At 67.2% G+C, this 18,730-nt stretch carries 16 protein-coding genes; 12 read left to right on the top strand and 4 right to left on the bottom strand.

Translation table 11 applies throughout. The features are described from left to right. The first annotated feature begins 186 nt into the window (after positions 1-186). The 6 genes from ppdK to OCUBac02_RS18060 all read left to right on the top strand — a co-directional run bounded on the left by ppdK (position 187) and on the right by OCUBac02_RS18060 (position 6,580). Positions 187-2,871, top strand: coding sequence for a pyruvate, phosphate dikinase (gene ppdK, locus OCUBac02_RS18085; RefSeq protein WP_173047616.1), 2,685 nt, complete (start codon positions 187-189; stop codon positions 2,869-2,871). A gap of 87 nt (positions 2,872-2,958) precedes the next feature. Beyond that, positions 2,959-3,708, top strand: a complete 750-nt coding sequence (locus OCUBac02_RS18080) for an HAD family hydrolase (RefSeq protein ID WP_244638974.1) — start codon at positions 2,959-2,961, stop codon at positions 3,706-3,708. Between the two features lie 228 nt (positions 3,709-3,936). Continuing rightward, positions 3,937-4,146, top strand: coding sequence for a cold-shock protein (locus tag OCUBac02_RS18075; protein ID WP_047578161.1), 210 nt, complete (start codon positions 3,937-3,939; stop codon positions 4,144-4,146). A 281-nt stretch (positions 4,147-4,427) separates the two neighbouring features. Then, complete coding sequence (locus tag OCUBac02_RS18070) at positions 4,428-5,945, top strand: DEAD/DEAH box helicase (RefSeq protein WP_173047614.1); 1,518 nt, start codon at positions 4,428-4,430, stop codon at positions 5,943-5,945. Positions 5,946-6,026: 81 nt separating this feature from the next. After that, a complete protein-coding gene (infA, locus tag OCUBac02_RS18065; RefSeq protein WP_047578165.1) occupies positions 6,027-6,296 on the top strand; it encodes a translation initiation factor IF-1 in 270 nt (89 codons plus the stop codon). A 17-nt stretch (positions 6,297-6,313) separates the two neighbouring features. Then, a complete protein-coding gene (locus OCUBac02_RS18060) occupies positions 6,314-6,580 on the top strand; it encodes a hypothetical protein (protein ID WP_173047612.1) in 267 nt (88 codons plus the stop codon). Positions 6,581-6,812: 232 nt separating this feature from the next. Here the strand turns inward: OCUBac02_RS18060 and OCUBac02_RS18055 are convergent, their stop codons facing one another. Together OCUBac02_RS18055 and OCUBac02_RS18050 are read right to left on the bottom strand one after the other, a co-directional pair. Then, positions 6,813-7,406: a hypothetical protein gene (locus OCUBac02_RS18055; protein ID WP_173047610.1), complete on the bottom strand. Its 594-nt coding sequence runs from the start codon at positions 7,404-7,406 to the stop codon at positions 6,813-6,815. A gap of 242 nt (positions 7,407-7,648) precedes the next feature. Next, positions 7,649-8,857, bottom strand: a complete 1,209-nt coding sequence (locus OCUBac02_RS18050) for a cell wall hydrolase (RefSeq protein ID WP_173047608.1) — start codon at positions 8,855-8,857, stop codon at positions 7,649-7,651. Between the two features lie 324 nt (positions 8,858-9,181). Between OCUBac02_RS18050 and OCUBac02_RS18045 the strand changes: the two genes are divergently transcribed. Both OCUBac02_RS18045 and acuI read left to right on the top strand, forming a co-directional pair. After that, the gene (locus OCUBac02_RS18045; RefSeq protein WP_173047606.1) at positions 9,182-10,414 is read left to right on the top strand and encodes an MFS transporter; all 1,233 of its coding nucleotides are present in this window, start codon (positions 9,182-9,184) and stop codon (positions 10,412-10,414) included. Positions 10,415-10,511: 97 nt separating this feature from the next. Next, a complete protein-coding gene (gene acuI, locus OCUBac02_RS18040; RefSeq protein WP_173047604.1) occupies positions 10,512-11,498 on the top strand; it encodes an acrylyl-CoA reductase (NADPH) in 987 nt (328 codons plus the stop codon). Between the two features lie 173 nt (positions 11,499-11,671). Here the strand turns inward: acuI and OCUBac02_RS18035 are convergent, their stop codons facing one another. Together OCUBac02_RS18035 and OCUBac02_RS18030 are read right to left on the bottom strand one after the other, a co-directional pair. After that, positions 11,672-12,571 (bottom strand): LysR family transcriptional regulator, encoded by a 900-nt coding sequence (locus tag OCUBac02_RS18035; RefSeq protein WP_173047602.1) that lies wholly within the window; start codon positions 12,569-12,571, stop codon positions 11,672-11,674. A 218-nt stretch (positions 12,572-12,789) separates the two neighbouring features. Continuing rightward, positions 12,790-13,770 carry an L-threonylcarbamoyladenylate synthase gene (locus OCUBac02_RS18030; RefSeq protein WP_173047600.1) on the bottom strand — a complete coding sequence of 327 codons (981 nt, stop codon included), beginning with the start codon at positions 13,768-13,770 and terminating at the stop codon, positions 12,790-12,792. Positions 13,771-13,946: 176 nt separating this feature from the next. Here OCUBac02_RS18030 and OCUBac02_RS18025 point away from each other — a divergent pair, with 176 nt between their 5' ends. From OCUBac02_RS18025 to OCUBac02_RS18010, 4 genes are all read left to right on the top strand, one after another. Continuing rightward, positions 13,947-15,722 carry an acyl-CoA dehydrogenase family protein gene (locus tag OCUBac02_RS18025; protein WP_173047598.1) on the top strand — a complete coding sequence of 592 codons (1,776 nt, stop codon included), beginning with the start codon at positions 13,947-13,949 and terminating at the stop codon, positions 15,720-15,722. After that, positions 15,719-16,603 (top strand): SDR family NAD(P)-dependent oxidoreductase, encoded by an 885-nt coding sequence (locus tag OCUBac02_RS18020; protein WP_173047596.1) that lies wholly within the window; start codon positions 15,719-15,721, stop codon positions 16,601-16,603. The genes OCUBac02_RS18025 and OCUBac02_RS18020 overlap by 4 nt, the downstream gene beginning before the upstream one ends. Then, positions 16,587-17,447, top strand: a complete 861-nt coding sequence (locus OCUBac02_RS18015) for an SDR family oxidoreductase (protein ID WP_173047594.1) — start codon at positions 16,587-16,589, stop codon at positions 17,445-17,447. The genes OCUBac02_RS18020 and OCUBac02_RS18015 overlap by 17 nt, the downstream gene beginning before the upstream one ends. Before the next feature lie 289 nt (positions 17,448-17,736). Further along, positions 17,737-18,726, top strand: coding sequence for a magnesium transporter CorA family protein (locus tag OCUBac02_RS18010; protein WP_047579355.1), 990 nt, complete (start codon positions 17,737-17,739; stop codon positions 18,724-18,726). The last annotated feature ends 4 nt before the right edge of the window (positions 18,727-18,730 follow it).

Raw genomic sequence — 18,730 nt, 5'->3', positions numbered from 1 at the left:
GCAACCCAGCCGTGCTATTGCGCTGCATCAGTCGATGCTGCACACGCTCATTGATTGTTCATGCCGGTTTGGGCATGAGCGCCTCGTCCCCGCTGCCGACGACCATAAGTCATCGGCGGCACGCACACGAAACTTTCGCGCCGGCGCGGCGTTTGCCTCGTCCGGTTGAACAGAAGAGGCTATGTGATGGCAGGTGGGAAGTGGGTCTACACCTTCGGCGACGGCAAGGCCGAAGGTGAGGCGGGAATGAAGAACCTGCTCGGCGGCAAGGGCGCGAACCTCGCCGAGATGAGCAATCTGGGCCTGCCCGTTCCGCCCGGCTTCACCATCACCACCGAGGTCTGCACGGCCTATTACGACAACGGCAAGAGCTTCCCGGCCGAGCTCGACGGACAGGTCGAGGCCGCGCTCGCCGGCATGGCCAAGCTCACCGGCAAGACCTTCGGCGACCCCGCCAATCCGCTGCTCGTCTCCGTCCGTTCGGGCGCCCGCGCCTCGATGCCGGGCATGATGGACACCGTCCTCAATCTCGGCCTTAACGACGAGACGGTCGAGGCCGTCGCCAAGGCCTCGGGTGACGAGCGTTTCGCATGGGACAGCTATCGCCGCTTCATCACCATGTATTCCAACGTCGTGCTCGACGTGGATCACGGCCTCTTCGAGGAGGCGCTGGAGGACTACAAGGAACGCAAGGGCCTCCATCTCGACACCGATTTGTCGGCGGCCGACTGGAAGCTGCTCGTCGGAAAATACAAGGAGATCGTGAAGAAGGAGCTCGGCTCCGACTTTCCGCAGGAGCCGCAGAAGCAGCTCTGGGGCGCGGTCGGCGCCGTGTTTTCGTCCTGGATGAACGCCCGCGCCATCAAGTATCGCGAGCTGAACAGCATCCCCGCGAGCTGGGGCACGGCGGTCAACGTCCAGTCCATGGTGTTCGGCAACATGGGCGACACCTCCGCGACCGGCGTCGCCTTCACCCGCAATCCTTCGACCGGAGAGAACGCGCTCTACGGCGAGTTCCTGATCAACGCCCAGGGCGAGGACGTCGTCGCCGGCATCCGTACGCCGCAGGACATCACCGAGGCTGCGCGCATCGAGGCCGGCTCCGACAAGCCTTCGATGGAACGGGAGATGCCGGAGGCCTATGCCGAGCTCTGCCGCATCTATGGCATCCTGGAGAAGCATTATCGCGACATGCAGGACATGGAGTTCACCATCCAGGAGGGCAAGCTCTGGATGCTGCAGACCCGGTCCGGCAAGCGAACCGCCAAGGCGGCGCTCCGCATCGCGGTCGAGCTCGCGACCGAAGGCCTGATCACGCAGGAGGAGGCCGTCGGCCGCGTCGAGCCCGGCGCGCTCGACCAGCTCCTGCATCCGACCATCGACCCCAGGGCCGAGCGCCGCGTGCTGACCACCGGCCTGCCGGCCTCGCCCGGCGCCGCCGCCGGCGAGATCGTCTTCAATTCCGACGATGCCGAGGCCGCCAGGAAGGCCGGCCGCAAGGTCATCCTCGTGCGCGTCGAGACGAGCCCCGAGGACATCCACGGCATGCATGCCGCCGAGGGTATCCTGACCTCGCGCGGCGGCATGACCTCGCATGCGGCGGTCGTCGCGCGCGGCATGGGCAAGCCTTGCGTGTCCGGCGCCGGCCAGCTCCGCATCGACTATGCCAAGGGCACGCTCTCCGTCGGCCCGACCACGCTGAAGGCCGGCGATTTCGTCACGATCGATGGCGGCAACGGCCAGGTCCTGCTCGGCGAGATCAGGATGCAGAAGCCGGAGCTCTCCGGTGAGTTCGCGACGCTGATGGGCTGGGCCGACAAGGTCCGCCGCCTCAAGGTTCGCGCCAATGCCGAGACGCCCGAGGACGCCAGGACCGCGCGCGAATTCGGCGCCGAGGGCATCGGGCTGTGCCGCACCGAGCACATGTTCTTCGAAGGGGATCGCATCCAGGCTGTCCGCGAGATGATCCTCGCCCATGACGACAAGGGCCGGCGGGCGGCGCTCGCCAAGCTCCTGCCGGTGCAGCGCCAGGACTTCGTCCAGCTCTTCAGCATCATGAGCGGCCTGCCGGTGACGATCCGCCTGCTTGATCCGCCGCTGCACGAGTTCCTGCCGCATGGCGACAAGGAGATCGGCGAGGTCGCGGCCGCGCTCGGCGTCACGCCGGATGCGCTGAAGCATCGCGCCGCCGAATTGCACGAGTTCAATCCGATGCTCGGCTTCCGCGGCTGCCGCCTGGCGGTGGCCTTCCCGGAAATCGCCGAGATGCAGGCGCGCGCCATCTTCGAGGCGGCCGTCATCGCCGCCAAGGAGACCGGCAAGCCGGTGATTCCCGAGGTGATGGTGCCGCTCGTCATGGGCAAGCCCGAGCTCGACCTCGTCAAGGCGCGGATCGACGCCATGGCCAGGGCCGTGATCGAGGAGAGCGGCACGAAGATCGACTATCAGGTCGGCACGATGATCGAATTGCCGCGCGCTGCGTTGCGCGCCGCCGAGATCGCCGAAAGCGCCGAGTTCTTCTCCTTCGGCACCAACGACCTGACCCAGACGACACTCGGCATCAGCCGCGACGACGCCTCCTCCTTCCTCGGCTCCTACACCGCCAAGGGGCTGCTCGACGCTGATCCCTTCGTCACCATCGATCAGGACGGCGTCGGCGAACTGGTCAAGCTCGCGGCCGAGCGCGGCCGCAAGACACGTTCCGGCATCAAGCTCGGCATCTGCGGCGAGCATGGCGGCGATCCCGCCTCGATCGGCTTCTGCGAGAGCGTCGGCCTCGACTACGTCTCCTGCTCGCCCTTCCGCGTTCCGATCGCGCGCCTTGCTGCCGCGCAGGCGGCTTTGGGCGCGATCAAGCCGAAGGATGGTTGAAGGACAGCGGGCGCGGGGAACAAGCCGTCATGCTCGCCCTTGTGGCGAGCATCCATGTCTTGACCTCTGGATTGCCCGAGAGAAGACGTGGATGGTCGGAACAGGCCCGACCATGACGAGGTGGCCGTGCCCTTGAATCTCACCACCATCGGCTTCGATGCCGACGATACGCTCTGGCAGAACGAGCAGTTCTTCCGGATGACGGAGGATCGCTTCGTTGCGCTGCTCGGCGAGCACGGCGAGGCTGCGGAGATTTCCGGGCGCCTGCTCGAAGCCGAGAAGCGCAATCTCGGCTTCTACGGTTTCGGCATCAAGGGTTTCGTGCTCTCGATGATCGAGACGGCGATCGAGATCACACGGGGGCAGGTGCCGGCCTCCGTGATCGGCGAGATCCTCGCCGCCGGCCGCGAGATGGCCGCCCATCCCGTCGAGACCCTGCCGCATGTGAACGAAACGCTCCGGACGTTATCCGGCGACTACCGTCTGGTAATGATCACCAAGGGCGATCTCTTCGACCAGGAGCGCAAGCTCGCGCAGTCCGGCCTCGGCGAATTCTTCCATGCGGTCGAGATCGTCAGCGACAAGAAGCCGGAGACCTATGGCCGCATCTTCGCCCGCCACGGCGACGGGGCAGGGCGGGCGATGATGGTCGGCAATTCCTTGAAGTCCGACATCCTGCCGGCTTTGGAAGCGGGCTCATGGGCGGTCCACGTGCCGCATGACCTCACCTGGGCGCTGGAACATGCCGAGGAGCCGGCGGGGCATGACCGCTACCGCAGGATCGGCGATCTCGGCGGGTTGACGGGAATTCTGCGGGAGATCGGCCCATCCGCCTGAACTTCCGGCGGTTTAGGCCCTTGCTGGACCCTTCTTGCATTTCATGCTATCCGTACCGATGTATGACGAGATGCGGCCGGGTTCTGGCCAATCCTCCGCGCGGGTAATCCGGTCGGCGGGCACGATTCAGATCCACCACACATCGCTACAATACCACTGCAAGACGTCCGCGCGTCGAGCTCTGGGTCGCAACGATACGCGGATCTGAAACGTAAGGATTCTGGAATTATGGAAAAGGGCACCGTGAAGTGGTTCAACGCCACCAAGGGCTACGGCTTCATCACCCCTGAGAACGGCGGCCAGGACGTGTTCGTCCACATCTCCGCTGTCGAGCGCGCGGGTCTCCGCGAGCTGCGCGACGGCCAGGTCGTCTCCTACGAACTCGTTGCCGATCGCAAGACCGGCAAGACCTCGGCCGGCAACCTCGTCGTCGCCTGAGCCGATACTGATCGACCGGGAAGGCCTCGATCATCGCGCGCCCGATAGGGCGCGGTCACGATGATCGGTCTCTTCGTTATCGCATCGAATTCTCCGAAAAGTGGAACCCACTTTTCGGTCCGATGCCATAGCGCCCCCGGTCCACGACAAGCCTGCCGGCGCTGTGGCTAGCGGTTCGCCGGCAGGTCCGACTAAAATGACAAGTCAGGCCGGATGCGAGCCTGCGGCGCAGCCGAAACCCACATGCGCCCCTCGCATCGCGGCGTCCGGAAAGATCCTTCTTGACCAAATTTACCGATCTCGGCCTCGCCGAGCCCCTTCTCAAGGCGCTCGCGGCCGAGGGCTATGAAACGCCCACGCCGATCCAGGCGCAGGCGATCCCCCATATCCTGCAGGGCCGCGACCTGCTCGGCGCCGCCCAGACCGGCACCGGCAAGACCGCTGCCTTCTCGCTGCCGATGCTGCATCGGCTGCTCGCCAGGCCGCGCCAGATGCCGGCCCGCGCCGTGCGGGCGCTCATCCTGTCGCCGACGCGCGAGCTCTCGGCCCAGATCGAAGCCAGCATCCGCACCTATGCCCGCCATACCTCGCTGAAATCGACGGTGATCTTCGGCGGCGTGCCCGTCGGCAAGCAGATCCGTGCGCTCGGCGAAAAGGTCGACATCCTCGTCGCCACGCCCGGCCGCCTGCTCGACCTCGTCGACCAGCGTGCCGTCTCGCTGCGCGAGATCGAGTTCCTCGTCCTCGACGAGGCCGACCAGATGCTCGATCTCGGCTTCATCCACGCGCTGCGCCGCATCGCGACCCTGATCCCGAAGGAGCGCCACACGCTGCTCTTCTCGGCGACCATGCCGAAGCCGATCCGCGAGATCGCCTCAGCCTACCTGACCGATCCGGTCGAGGTCGCGGTGGCGCCGGTCGCGACCACCGCCGAGAAGATCGACCAGCGCGTCATCTTCACTGAAGCCAGTGACAAGCCGGCGCTGCTGGCGAAGACGCTGAACGTGCCCGAGCTCGAGCGCGCCATCGTCTTCACCCGCACCAAGCATGGGGCCGACAAGGTCGTGCGCCAGCTCGGCGCCTCCGGCATCGAGGCGGCCGCGATCCATGGCAACAAGAGCCAGAGCCAGCGTGAGCGGGCACTCGGCGCCTTCCGCTACGGCAGCCTGCGCATCCTCGTCGCTACCGATATCGCCGCCCGCGGCATCGATGTCGACGGCATCAGCCATGTCGTCAATTTCGATCTGCCGAACGTGCCGGAGACCTATGTCCACCGCATCGGCCGCACGGCGCGTGCCGGCGCGTCGGGCCTCGCCATCGCCTTCTGCACGCCGGAAGAGCGCGGCGATCTCGCCGCCATCGAGAAGCTGACCAAGGTTGCGATCACCCCGATCGGCGCGGTTCCTTATTGGGACGGCCGCACGCCGAAGAAGCCGCCGCAGAACCAGCGCGGCGGCGGGCGTGGCCAGCAGCAGAACGGTGGCGGGCGTGGTCCAGGCCGCCCGCAGGGCCAGCAGCAAGGCCGCCCGCAGGGCCAGCAGCAGGCTCGCCCACAAGGACAGCAGCAGCCGCGCGGCGGCAAGCCGGGTGAGGGCGGCCAGCGCAACCACGCCGCCAATGGCGGCCCGCGCCAGGAGCGTCACGAACGCCCGCGTCACCCCGAGCGTGCCCCGCGCCCTGAGCAGGCGGCACAGCGAAAAGACGGCGTTTCCGCAAAAGAAGGGCTTGGCGGCGTCGCGTTCTTGCAGCAAAGAACACAGCAACCACGCACCAACGGCGCCCGGCGGCGCGCGCGCTGACGCGCGATCGACGATATAATCGGGCGGGCTGCGCCACGAGGCGGCCCGTCCACGCGCCCTAGGGCTCACGAAGGACGACAGATGGCGAAAGAAGAACTGCTTGAATTCGACGGCACCGTGGTCGAGGTGCTCCCGGATGGCAACTATCGGGTGAAGCTCGACAACGACCATGTCATCCTGGCCTATGCCGCCGGCAAGATGAAGAAGAACCGCATCCGGACCATTGCGGGCGACCGCGTCATCGTCGAGATGTCGCCCTACGACCTCGATCGCGGCCGCATCAATTTCCGCCAGAAGACCGCCGGTCCCGCTCCGGGCGGTCCGCCGCGCCAGAACTTCCGCCGGCGCTGACAAAGGGCTGCCTGACGATGCGCCTGTCGCGAAACGAGCTTCTGTTCATCGCGCTCGGCGCGGTCCTCGGCGCCGTCGTCGCCTGGGCCGTCCGCGCCGGCTTCGTCGCTCCCGATGGAGCCCTGCCGCCCTTCGCCATGGTGCTGCTGGGCTTGGGCTTCGTCGAACTGCTCGTCGGCTATGCGGCCGGCCGCCCGCCCGGAACGCTGGTCGGCATGCCCGCCCGCTTCCTCGCCTTCGTCCTCGGCGTCTGCATCGTCCTGCTCGGCGGCAAGTTCGCCTGAGCGCGCAATTCCCATTCACGTCGTCATTTCGGACAAGCGAAGCGCAGACCCGGAATCCATCGCAAAGCGCATTGCCTGGCGATGGATCACGGATCGGCGCCGCTGTCACGGCTTGTCCGGAATGACGGCGGTGCTGCGAGCGCCCAAGAAAAAACCCCGGCGCGAAGGCCGGGGTGAAAGTGGTCGTTCCGTGGGTATAAAAGGGTCTGCGTGAAACTCTGTCCCGGCCCGCTCAGTAGCGGGAACGGGACCAATACTGCGAACCGGGGCTGACCATCACCTGGCGCTGCCGGGTCGCGTAGACGGCGGGGATTTCGTCCCGCACCACCTGGGTCGGACGCACCATCACCTGGCGCTGGCGCTGCGTGTAGACGGCCGGAACCGTCTCGTAATCGACGCTCGCCGGGGAAACCTCGACGCGGCGGCTCCGGTAGCCGTAGCGGGCGGGAACATCGATCCAGCAGCCGACGGTATTGCCATAGGCGTCGCGGGTCACGTCCCAGCGGCGGGTGGCCGGCGAGATCATCACCTTCTCGGTCACGGTCTCGTAGACGGCGGCGCGGTGATGCGGGATACGGCGCTCCGGAGCGATCATCACGGTGTCGGTGACCGTCTCGTATTCGGCCGGGACGACGCGGCGCTGCACCTGGGCCGGACGGACCTGATAGGTCTCGTTGATCGAGCCGTAGACCGGCGGCGTGGTGACGAGGTTGTAGCAGGCGGAGCCGCGGCAGCCGCCGCCGGCCTGGGCGACCGAGGCGCCGAGCACGAGCGCGGCTGCAAGGCTGGAAGCGGCGATGACCCCTGTGGAAAGCGAGCGCACCATGTTGGACCTGACTCTGTCGGTTCCGGCGCCAGGCGCCGTTCGTTGAAGACAGGAAGCCCGTTCAGAGTGATGAACGCAAGGTAAACGCTAAAACAAGGTAAAATTAACCAGTTGCCACCTGTGGGGCTCATTCACTCCGCTTGCCGGCAAGTGAAGGAAACCACTCGCATTTTAGCGATTCCACGATCTTCGCGCGGGCGCATGTCGCATGAAAGCACGTTAACGGAATGGCGGCCGTGCGCTCAGGTCTGCCCCGGCCGCAGCTGGTAGAAGACATGCTGGCCGATCGTATCCATCTTCTTGAGCTTCTTCGCCCAGTAAGGCCGCACGTAATTGGCGTGGTAATGCGTCGAGGCGCCGACTTCCGCCAGATAGGTCGTGCCGTCATAGACTTCGCGCGCGATCCTGACCGCATCGCGCCAGGACGCGGGCTCGGTGATGCGCAGCGACTTGCCTTCGCAGGTGAAGGTGAACTGGCAGGCAAGATAGCGGTTGCTGTTCTGGTAGACCACGCCGCAGACGCTGCTCGGATAGAGGCCGCTTTTCACGCGGTTCAGCACCACCTGCGCCACGGCGGCCTGGCCCATGAGCGACTCGGATCGGGCCTCGAAATAGACGGCCTCGGCGAGGCAGCGCTGCTCCTTCGCCATGTTCTCCGGCGCGATCAGGCTGGTGTAGTCCTGCTTCACGCCAGGCTCGGCGAGGCGCAGGTCGCGATTGGCAGGCGCCGAGGCCAGCGCGATCCGCCCGCGCTGCTGCGGGGCGGCATGAGCCGGCAGGGCCGGGGGGGTCAGCGTGCCGATCATCGAGCCGACGAGCGGCGTGAGCGTCGAGGTCTTGCTGGTCCGCGGGGCGGAAGGCGACGAACCGTCGATGCTTTCCAGATGCAGCTCGGCCTGCCGCGCCGAGGTGATCTTCGGTTTCAACGGCGAGACGGGCGAGGAATCGGACAGGGCCGGGTCGGTCAGGCCTTCGTCGTCGGCATAGGGCTCGAAACCGGTCTGCGGCCCGTCCACGGCTTCCGCCGCGCGCATGGCGTCGAGCGAGAACCCTCCCGAGATCAGCGTCGGCTGGGTGTCGCCGAAGACGACGCGCTCCAGCTCGATCGACGGATGCTCCGAGAGGCCCGGCCGCAGGCTCGGCAGCATGTCGCCCTTGGCGGTGCGGTCGACCTCGGGGAAGGTCGCGGCGGCGGTGCGCTTCATGTCTTCGCGCGGGGCGCGCGGATCGACGACGATGCGGCGCTCGGGGTCCTCGAAGGACAGCTTCGCCTGCGTGACGGCGGATGTGAGCGCGAGGCCGGGCAGCCGGAAGGCGCTGGCCGCGACCAGCATCGAAGGGCCCTCGGCCAGTTCGGAGACGGGACCCGGCGCGACGCGGGCGATGGCGCTGGACGGCAGGCCGGTCGGTCCGAAATTCTGGCCGGCGGAGGCGGTGAAGGAAACGAGCATGCCGACGGACAGGGCCCAGGGCGCGACGGTGCTCGCGGCCCATCTGATGCCGAGGGGGCGCGCCTTCCGCCCATGCCTGTGCACACGCCAATGACTCAAAGCGACAAAACCCGTCCCGATCGCACGGAACGAAAAACGCGGCCGACCCAGCGCGCCTTCGTTGGAATCCGTTATCGCCTCGGTAAGGTTGAGCGCCGGTTAACGGCGCGTGCCTTCTTGCCTTCCATGCTTTGTGGTGATGCGAGATTTCACGAAATCGCGCTGGTTGCCCTGCGGTCGGGCCGCTAACGTGTAGCCACACATTCGACGCTATCGGAGATAGCCATGACGTCCACGCCAGCGCGCAGCTACGCTCCGGAGATCATCGTCGCCGCCGGCTGCCTGATCGCCCTGATTACCTTCGGGCCGCGCGCCAGCGCCGGCCTGTTCCAGATCCCGATGACGGTCCAGTTCAACTGGGGCCGTGACATTTTCGGCCTGGCGCTGGCGATCCAGAACCTGCTCTGGGGCCTTGGTGCGCCCTTCGCCGGTGCGATCGCCGATCGCTACGGCACGGTGCGCGTGCTCTGCGTCGGCGCGATCCTTTATGCAGCCGGCCTCGTGATGATGGCGTATGCGACGACACCGCTGCAGCTCCATCTCGGCGCCGGCGTGCTGATCGGATTCGGCCTTTCGGCGTGCTCGTTCAATCTCGTGCTCGCCGCCTTCGGCAAGCTGCTGCCGGAGCAGTGGCGGCCGATGGCCTTCGGCGCCGGAACGGCGGCCGGCTCCTTCGGCCAATTCCTGTTTCCGCCGATCGGCAACATCCTGATCGAGACGCTGGGCTGGCAGCAGGCGCTCGTCGTCTTCGCCTTCACGCTGCTGCCGATCCTGCCGATCTCGATCGTCATGGCGACGCGCAAGACCGGCGCCGCGGTGGGCGCAGCCGCGGCCAACCTGCCCAATCAGACGATCGCGCAGGCGCTGGGCGAGGCCTTCAAGCACCGCAGCTACGTCCTGCTCGTGCTCGGCTTCTTCACCTGCGGCTTCCAGCTCGCCTTCATCACCGTGCATATGCCGGCCTATCTCAAGGATGCCGGCCTGCCGGCCTGGGTTGGCGGCTGGACGCTCGCAGTGATCGGTCTCGCCAATGCCGTCGGTTCGTTGTCCTCGGGCTGGCTCTCGACGCGGATGCCGAAGCGCCATCTCCTCGCCTGGATCTATCTTGGCCGCGCGGTCGCGATCGCCGCCTTCATCCTGCTGCCGCCGAGCCCTGTGACTGCGATCACCTTCGGCATCGTCATCGGCCTGTTCTGGCTCTCGACCGTGCCGCCGACCTCCTCGCTAGTGATGCTGATGTTCGGCACCAAGTACATGGCGATGCTCTACGGTTTCGCCTTCTTCTCGCATCAGGTGGGTGGTTTCCTCGGCGTCTGGCTTGGCGGCGTGCTCTACGAATCGATGGGCAATTACCAGTTCGTCTGGTGGCTCTCGGTCGCGCTCGGCGTCGCCTCGGCCCTGATCAACCTGCCGATCGTCGAACGCCCGGTGAGCCGGCCGGAAGCGCAGCCTGCCTGATCGGGAAGACGCGTCTATACACGGCCGATGGGGTTGCGGTGGCGCCACGCCGCTGCAACCTTGTCGGCCTTCGCGTTTGAATGCTCGGGAGCATGTCATGACGACGTTCAAGGCCCTCGTGGCGACCAAGGGCGAGGCCGGCCCGAACCTCGCCTTCACCGATTTCGCCGAGAGCGACCTGATGGAGGGCGATGTCACCGTCCGCGTCACGCATTCGACGGTGAACTACAAGGACGGGCTCGCCGTCACCGGCAAGGCGCCGGTGGTGCGCCGCTGGCCGATGATTCCCGGCATCGATTTCGCTGGCCGGGTCGAGGCCTCCGATCATCCCGATTTCAAGCCTGGCGACCTCGTCGTGCTCAATGGCTGGGGCACGGGCGAGACCCATCTCGGGGCCTACGCCCAAAAGAGCAGGGTCAAGGGCGACTGGCTGGTGCCGCTGCCGGAAGGACTTACCCCCGCCGAGGCGATGGCCGTCGGCACCGCCGGCTACACCGCCATGCTCTGCGTGCTCGCGCTGGAGAAGCACGGCCTGAAGCCCTCTGATGGTCCGGTCGTGGTCACCGGCGCTGCCGGCGGCGTCGGCTCGGTCGCGATCGCGCTTTTGGCCAAGGCCGGCTGGCATGTCATCGCCTCGACCGGCCGGGCCGAGGAGGCCGATTACCTCAAGAGCCTGGGCGCGGCCGAAATCATCGACCGGAACGAACTGGCGGCGCCCGGCCGGCCGCTCGGCAAGGAGCGCTGGATCGCCGGCGTCGATGCCGTCGGCTCCCATACCCTGGCGAACCTGCTCTCGATGACCAAGTACGGCGGCGCCATCGCCGCCTGCGGGCTGGCGCAGGGCATGGACTTGCCGGCTTCTGTCGCGCCCTTCATCCTGCGCGGCGTCGCGCTTCTCGGCGTCGATTCGGTGATGTGCCCGAAACCGCGCCGGATCGAGGCGTGGGCGCGCCTCGCCAGCGATCTCGACCGCGACAAGCTCGCCCTGATCACCACGACGATCCCGCTGGAAGCGGTGATCGAGACGGGCAAGGCGATCGTCGAGGGCAAGGTAAAGGGCCGGGTGGTCGTCGAGATCGGCTGAGGTTGCACGGGACCACGCCGTCATTGCTTCCGTCATGCTCGCCCTTGTGGCGACCATCCACGTCTTCGCGGGTCGAAGGTGGTGTTCAAGACGTGGATGCTCGCCACAAGGGCGAGCATGACGAGCTGGGGCCATGTCGCGGCCATAAAGTGAGATCAGGTCTGCGCAGGCGCCTACCCCTCGAACAGCGCCCGCTGCCGCGCCAGCTCGTTGCTGCAGAAATCCATGAAGGCGCGCACGCGCGGCACATGCCGGATATCGGGATGGGTCAAGACCCAGAGGCCCGTGGCGAAATCCGGATTGGGCGGCAGCAGCCGGATCAGGTCCGATCGCTGATCGGCGATGAAGCAGGGCAGCGGGCCGATGCCGAGGCCCTGCGCCACCGCCTCGGCGATCCCGAGCACGGCCGAGCTCTTCAGCGCGATCCGCTCCGGGGCGACATGCTCGCGCACGAAGCGGGCCGCCTTCACATGCGAGAGCTGGTCGCCGAGCGCGACCCAGTCGCGCTGGTAGAGCAGGGCGGGGCTGGCCTCCTCCTCGGGCGCGATGCCGTCCGCGGCGCGGCCATAGATCGCCCAGGCGATGGTGGCGATGCGCCGGCCGACCAGCGTCTCGCCCGGCGTGTCGCTGGCGCGGATCGCGATATCGGCGTCGCGCTTCGACAGGTTGAGGGCCTGGTTGCCAATGACGACATCGAGGCGGATGAGCGGATGCGCCTTGCGGAAGGCGGCGAAGATCGGCAGCAGCACGTTCTGGTAGAGCGTGTCGGTCGTGGTGATCCGCAACTCGCCCGACGGGGCTACGTCCCGCCCGGCAAGGCGCCGGGCGAAGGCGGTGACGTCCTCGTCCATGCGGCTCGCCAGCGCCGCCATCTCGGCACCGGCGACCGTCGCGACATAGCCGGTCTTGCGCCGCTCGAAGAGTGGGAGGCCGACGAGCTCCTCGATCTGGCCGAGCCGCCGGAACACGGTCGAATGATTGACCGAGAGCGCCGCCGCCGCCCCGGTCAGCCCGTCATGATCGGCGATGGCCTTGATCAGCCGGAAATCGTCCCAGGCAAGCTTGGCATTCATCGGCAAGGCATCCTCCTGCGCGCACGCAAGCCGATATCTTGCAGTGATGCAAGCTGGAGGAATTCAAATCCGAGAGAGCGGATCGTATCCAAGCCCTCGTCCTGAGGAGCCGCGAAGCGGCGTCTCGAAGGATGCTCCAGATGTCGCCGGAGCCTCCCGGAGCATCCTTCGAGACGCGAGCCTTTGGCTCGCTCCTCAGGATGAGGGCTGTGAAACCTTCAGCGCGGCGCGGCCGCGCGCCGCAAACGGTCGTTGATCGCCTCGCCCAGCCCATGCTCGGGAATGCGGGCGACCGCGATGGTCCTCCGCCCCATTTCGTCGAGCCGGCGCATATGGCCGAAGAGATGAGCGGCAGCCTCGCGCAGGTCGCCGCTCGGGCTGAGATTGAGCGAGGCCGGGTGCTCGTGCGCCTCGGGACCGAAGCCGAGCCAGGCTTCGCCGTCCTCCGGCGCTTTCGCGTCGAGCCTGACCCGCGCCGCCGGCGCATAATGCGAGGCGAGCATGCCGGGCGAGATCGGCGCGTGGCCGGCATCGCCTGCGATCACCAGCGGCCGGCCGATGACCCGCTCGATCGCCTCGCGCGGCACGCCGCCGGGGCGCAGCAGACGGGGCGCGCCGTCGAGGCAGGCGACGATGGTCGATTCGACGCCGACCTCGGTCGGGCCCGCATCGAGAACGGCATCGATACGCCCCTCGAGATCGGCCATCACGTGCGCGGCGCTGGTCGCGCTGATCCGGCCGGAGCGATTGGCCGAGGGCGCCGCTATCGGCCGCCCGGCCGCTTCCAGCACGGCATGTGCGACCGGATGAGCCGGAACACGCAAGGCGACCGAAGGCAGCCCCGCCCGCGCCAGATCGCTCACGGTGCATCCGGACGAGGCCGGCACGACCAGCGTCAACGGCCCCGGCCAGAAGGCTTGTGCCAGCGCCAGCGCATTCGCATCGAACAGGCCCTGCCGGCGCGCGCTAGCCAGATCGGGCAGGTGCGAGATCAGCGGGTTGAAGCTCGGCCGCTCCTTGGCGGCGTAGATGCCGGCAACCGCTGTGCCCGAGGTCGCATCGGCCGCGAGTCCGTAGACCGTCTCGGTGGGCATCGCGACGAGGCAGCCCGCCCGCAGCAGCTCAGCCGCTTCGCCGATGCCGGAGGCATCGGCGGCGAGGAGCTTCGTCTGGCGAGGAGGAGGCGCGGGCTGGTTCACGATGCGATTGACCGATGATGGTTTATATATAAACTAACTGATGGGCGCGGCACGGGACGAAGGTCGCGCTCGCTTGCGCGTGGCTTAGGCGATAGTTCCTCGCTACCATCGCGGCAACGGCAAATGCAGGCTGCGGCTGCCTTCGCGGGCAAATGCCGGCCTCAGGGAGACGACCTATGAGCTATCGCGCCCCGGTTTCGGACATGCTCTCCACCATGCGCCATGTCGCGGGTCTCGACATGCTGATCGCCGACGGGCTGGTGCCGGAACTCGAAGGCGGCGTGGCGGAAGCCGTGCTCGACGAGGCCGCGAAATTCGCCAACGACGTGATCGCGCCGCTCAACCGCGTCGGCGATCTCAACGGCTCGAAGCTGAAGGACGGTGCCGTCACCACGCCGCCGGGCTGGAAGGAGGCCTACAAGGCCTGGGCCGAGGCCGGCTGGAACGCGCTGCCGGCGCCGGAAGCCTATGGCGGGCAGGGCCTGCCGACGCTGCTGCAATCGGCCTGCATCGAGATGTGGAATTCGGCGGCCTTCGCCTTCGCGCTCGGCCCGTTGCTGACGGTCGGCGCGATCGAGGCGCTCCATGCGCACGGCTCCGACTATCTCAAGGAGACCTATCTCGCCAAGCTCGTCTCCGGCGAGTGGATGGGCACCATGAACCTGACCGAGCCGCAGGCCGGCTCCGATCTCAACGCGCTGCGCAGCAAGGCCGAGCGCGTCGGGGACGGCACCTATCGCATCACCGGCCAGAAGATCTTCATCACTTATGGCGAGCACGATCTGACCGGGAACATCATCCACCTGGTGCTGGCGCGCCTGCCCGATGCCCCTCCCGGCACGCGCGGCATCTCGCTCTTCCTCGTGCCGAAGTTCCTCGTCAATGCCGATGGATCGCTTGCGCAGCGCAACGACCTGCGCTGCTCCGGCATCGAGCACAAGCTCGGCATCCATGCCTCGCCGACCTGCTCGATGGCCTTCGGCGACAATGACGGCGCCATCGGCTGGCTGATCGGCGAGGAGAATCGCGGCCTCGCCTGCATGTTCACGATGATGAACAATGCGCGCCTCAACGTCGCCTTGCAGGGTGTCGCCATCGCCGAGCGCGCCTATCAGCAGGCGCTCGCCTTTGCCCAGGAGCGCAAGCAGGGCGCGGCGCTCGATGCGCCCAAGGGTGCGCCGATGAGCCCGATCATCGTCCATCCGGACGTGCGCCGCATGCTGATGGACATGCGCGCCAAGACGCAGGGCGCCCGCGCCATTTCCTATCAGGTCGCCGAGGCGCTCGACCGCTCGCATCGCGAGACCGACGAGGCCAGGCGCAGGGCGGCGTCCGAGCGCGCTGCGATCCTGACGCCGATCGCCAAGGCCTATGCCACCGATATCGGCATCGACGTCGCCTCGACCGGCGTGCAGGTTCATGGCGGCATGGGCTTCGTCGAGGAGACCGGCGCCGCCCAGCACCTGCGCGATGCCCGTATCGCCGCGATCTACGAAGGCACCAACGGCATCCAGGCGATCGATCTCGTCACCCGCAAGCTGCCGCTGTCGCAGGGCGATGCGGTCCAGGCGCTGATCGCCGAGATGCGCGGCATCGTCGCCGAGGTCGAGCGCGCCAATGATCCGGGCTTCGGCCACGCCGCCGCCCGCCTCGGCGCCGCCGTCGATGCGCTGGAGCGCGCGACGGAGTGGATGCTGGCGACGCTGGGCAGCAAGCTGGCGGACGCGCTGGCCGGCGCGACGCCCTATCTCAAGCTCTTCGCGCTGGCGCAGGGCGGCACGGGCTTGGCGAAGAAGGCCCTCGCCACCCGCTCGGAAGCCGAGGGCACGGCCGATCTCGCCACCGCCCGCTTCTATGCCGAATGCATCGCGACCGAGGCTCCCGCGCTTGAACTCGCGGTGACGGAAGGCGCCGGCGCCATCGCCGACGCGGCCGCGGTCTTCGCCGCGTGAACGAGACGGCGCAGCCGCCTCTCTCCGGCCGCATCTGCCTCGTCGCCGGCGCCTCGCGCGGGGTGGGCCGCGGCATCGCCAGGGCGCTGGGCGAGGCCGGTGCGACGGTTATCGTCACCGGCCGCTCCAGCGAGGCTGGACCGCGCACCGACCAGCGCCTTGAGACTTTCGAGGACGCGGCCCGCGAGGTCGAGGCGGCCGGGGGCAAGGGCTATCCCTATCGCTGCGACCATACCAGCGAGCGCGATGTCGACGGGCTCGTCGCCTGGGCCCTGCGCCGCTTCGGCCGGCTCGACTGCGTCGTCGACGCGGTCTGGGGCGGCAATGAAGGCTATGACGGCGAACGCTATCCCGACGGCTCCGGCTTCGGCACGCCGTTCTGGCGCCGTCCGGCGGCACGGCTGGGCGAGAGCTTCGAGAGCGGCGTCTATGCGCAGCTCCTGCTGGTGCGGGCGGTCGCGCCGGCCATGGTGCAGATGCGCTCGGGCCTCATCGTCACTGTGAGTTTCGACATGGGCGGCGCCTATCTCGGCGATGTCTTCTACGACCTCGCCAAGGCGGCGATGAACCGCCTGAGCTTTGCGATGGCCGAAGAGCTGAAGCCCTTCGGCGTCACCGCGCTCGGCCTCTCGCCCGGCCATGTCCTGACCGAGCGCGTCCGCGACGCGGGCCTGGCCGCCGAGACCACCGAAACCCCGCTCTATGCCGGCCGCGCTGTCGCGGCCCTCGCTGCCGATCCAGATGTCGCGCGACATGCTGGCAAGGTGCTCCACGTTGCCGATCTCGCGCGCGCCTATGGCTTCACCGATCGGGACGGCTCGCAGCCGGCCCGCTACGTCATCGATAACGAACAGGGAGGCGGCGATGTCGCTCAAGGGTAAGACGCTTTTCATCACCGGCGGCTCGCGCGGCATCGGTCTCGCCATCGCGCTCCGAGCGGCGAAGGACGGCGCCAATGTCACCATCGCGGCCAAGACGGCCGAGCCGCATCCCAAGCTGCCGGGCACGATCTACACCTCCGCCGCCGAGATCGAAGCGGCGGGCGGCAAGTGCCTGCCCCTGATGGTCGATGTCCGCGACGAGCAGAGCGTGGCCGAGGCGGTCGCCAGGACCGCCGAGACCTTCGGCGGCATCGACATCGTCGTGAACAATGCCAGCGCGATCCAGCTCACCAACACCCAGATGACCGACATGAAGCGCTTCGATCTGATGCATCAGATCAACACGCGCGGCACCTTCATGGTCTCGAAATACGCCATTCCGCATCTCGAGAAGGCTGCGAACCCCCACATCCTGATGCTCTCGCCGCCGCTCGACATGAAGACGCAGTGGTTCGCGCCGCATCTGGCCTATTCCATCGCCAAATACGGCATGAGCCTGTGCGTGCTCGGCCTTGCCGGCGAGCTGGCGCGCCAGGGCATCGCGGTCAACGCGCTCTGGCCGCGCACGACGATCGCGACCGCGGCCGTCCAGAACCTGCTCGGCGGCGACAAGATGGTGCAGGCCAGCCGCACGCCGGAAATCCTCGCCGACGCCGCCTATATGATCTTCTCGAAGCCGTCCCGCGAATTCTCCGGCAATTTCCTGATCGACGACAGCTTCATGGCCGGCGAGGGCGTCACCGATTTCAGCCCGTACCGCGTCGATCCGTCGGTGCCGCTGATGCCGGATTTCTTCGTGCCGGCCGACAGCCTGCCGCCGCAGGGCGTCAAGGGCGGGGTGTGATCGCGACGCCGATCCAAAAAGAGCGCGGGGAACCCTTTCCTGGAGGGAGAGGGCAGGGTGAGGGGTAGGCCGTTGGACGTTTTGCCGTGATCTGACCGCTGCTGCCGTAAGGCCAACACGCAACTGGTCCAACGGCCGACACCTCGCCCCGACCCCCTCTCCTTACAGGAGAGCGGTTCCCGCGCTTGCTCGTTGGCGTTGTGCGCGGCGGCCGTCATCGGTTTGACACGCGCCCGATATCGGAGTTCCTGCCCGTCTCCATCCCGGCCGTGAAGCGAGATTCGCGCTCATGCTGACCATTCACGGCACATGCCCCGATTCGCGCGACAAGCTTCGCCTCGGCGCACTCGACGCCTACGGGGATTTTCCCGAGGACGTCGTCTGGATCGACCTGCTCAATCCGACGCCGGAGGAGGACAGGCGGGTCGAGAAGCATTTGGGAATCTCGATCCCGACGCGCGAGGAGATGCATGATCTCGAGCCTTCCGAGATCATCTATACCGAGAACGGCGCGCGCTACATGACGGCGCGGATCATCTGCCAGTCGGATACCATCGTCCCGCTGCTGGCGGACGTTACCTTCATCCTGACCGACAAGGCGCTCGTGACGGTGCGCTATGACGAGCCGGGCGCCTTCAACATCTTCCTCAACCGCGCGACCAAGCCCGGCGGCTGCGGCCAGCAGCCGGAAGCGGTGCTGGACGGGCTGATCGAGGCGATCGTCGACCGGGCCGCCGAGGTGCTGCGCGGCGTCGGCGACAGGATCGACATCGCCTCGCGCCGGGTTTTCGCCGGGCGCGGCCAGGATGTCGAGCGCGGCGGCGTCTATCAGGTTGTGATCCAGAAGATCGGCCAGTACGAGCACATCATCTCCAATGTCCGCGAGAGCATGGTCTCGGTCGAGCGGGTGCTGCTTTTCCTCTCCGCCAACTATACGCGGCCGAAGAAGGCGCAGACCGGCTTCTCGGCCGAGTGGCGTTCCGCCGTGCGCGACGTGCAGGCGATCGAGGAGCACGCCGCCTTCCTGTCCAACAAGCTGCAATTCATGATGGACGCCACGCTTGGCCTGGTCTCGATCGAGCAGAACAAGATCATCAAGCTCTTCTCGGTCGTCTCGGTGGCGCTGATGCCGCCGACGCTGATCGCCTCGATCTACGGCATGAACTTCAGGACGATGCCGGAGTTGGAGTGGCAGTGGGGCTATCCCATGGCGGTGGGGCTGATGATCCTCTTTGCCGTGCTGCCCTATCTGTTCTTCCGCTGGAAGAAGTGGCTGTGAGGCG

It is taken from the genome of Bosea sp. ANAM02 (assembly GCF_011764485.1).
GTDB lineage: Bacteria > Pseudomonadota > Alphaproteobacteria > Rhizobiales > Beijerinckiaceae > Allobosea.
Note: the sequence above shows the minus strand (reverse complement) of the source record. Positions and strands in the feature narration are given on the sequence as shown.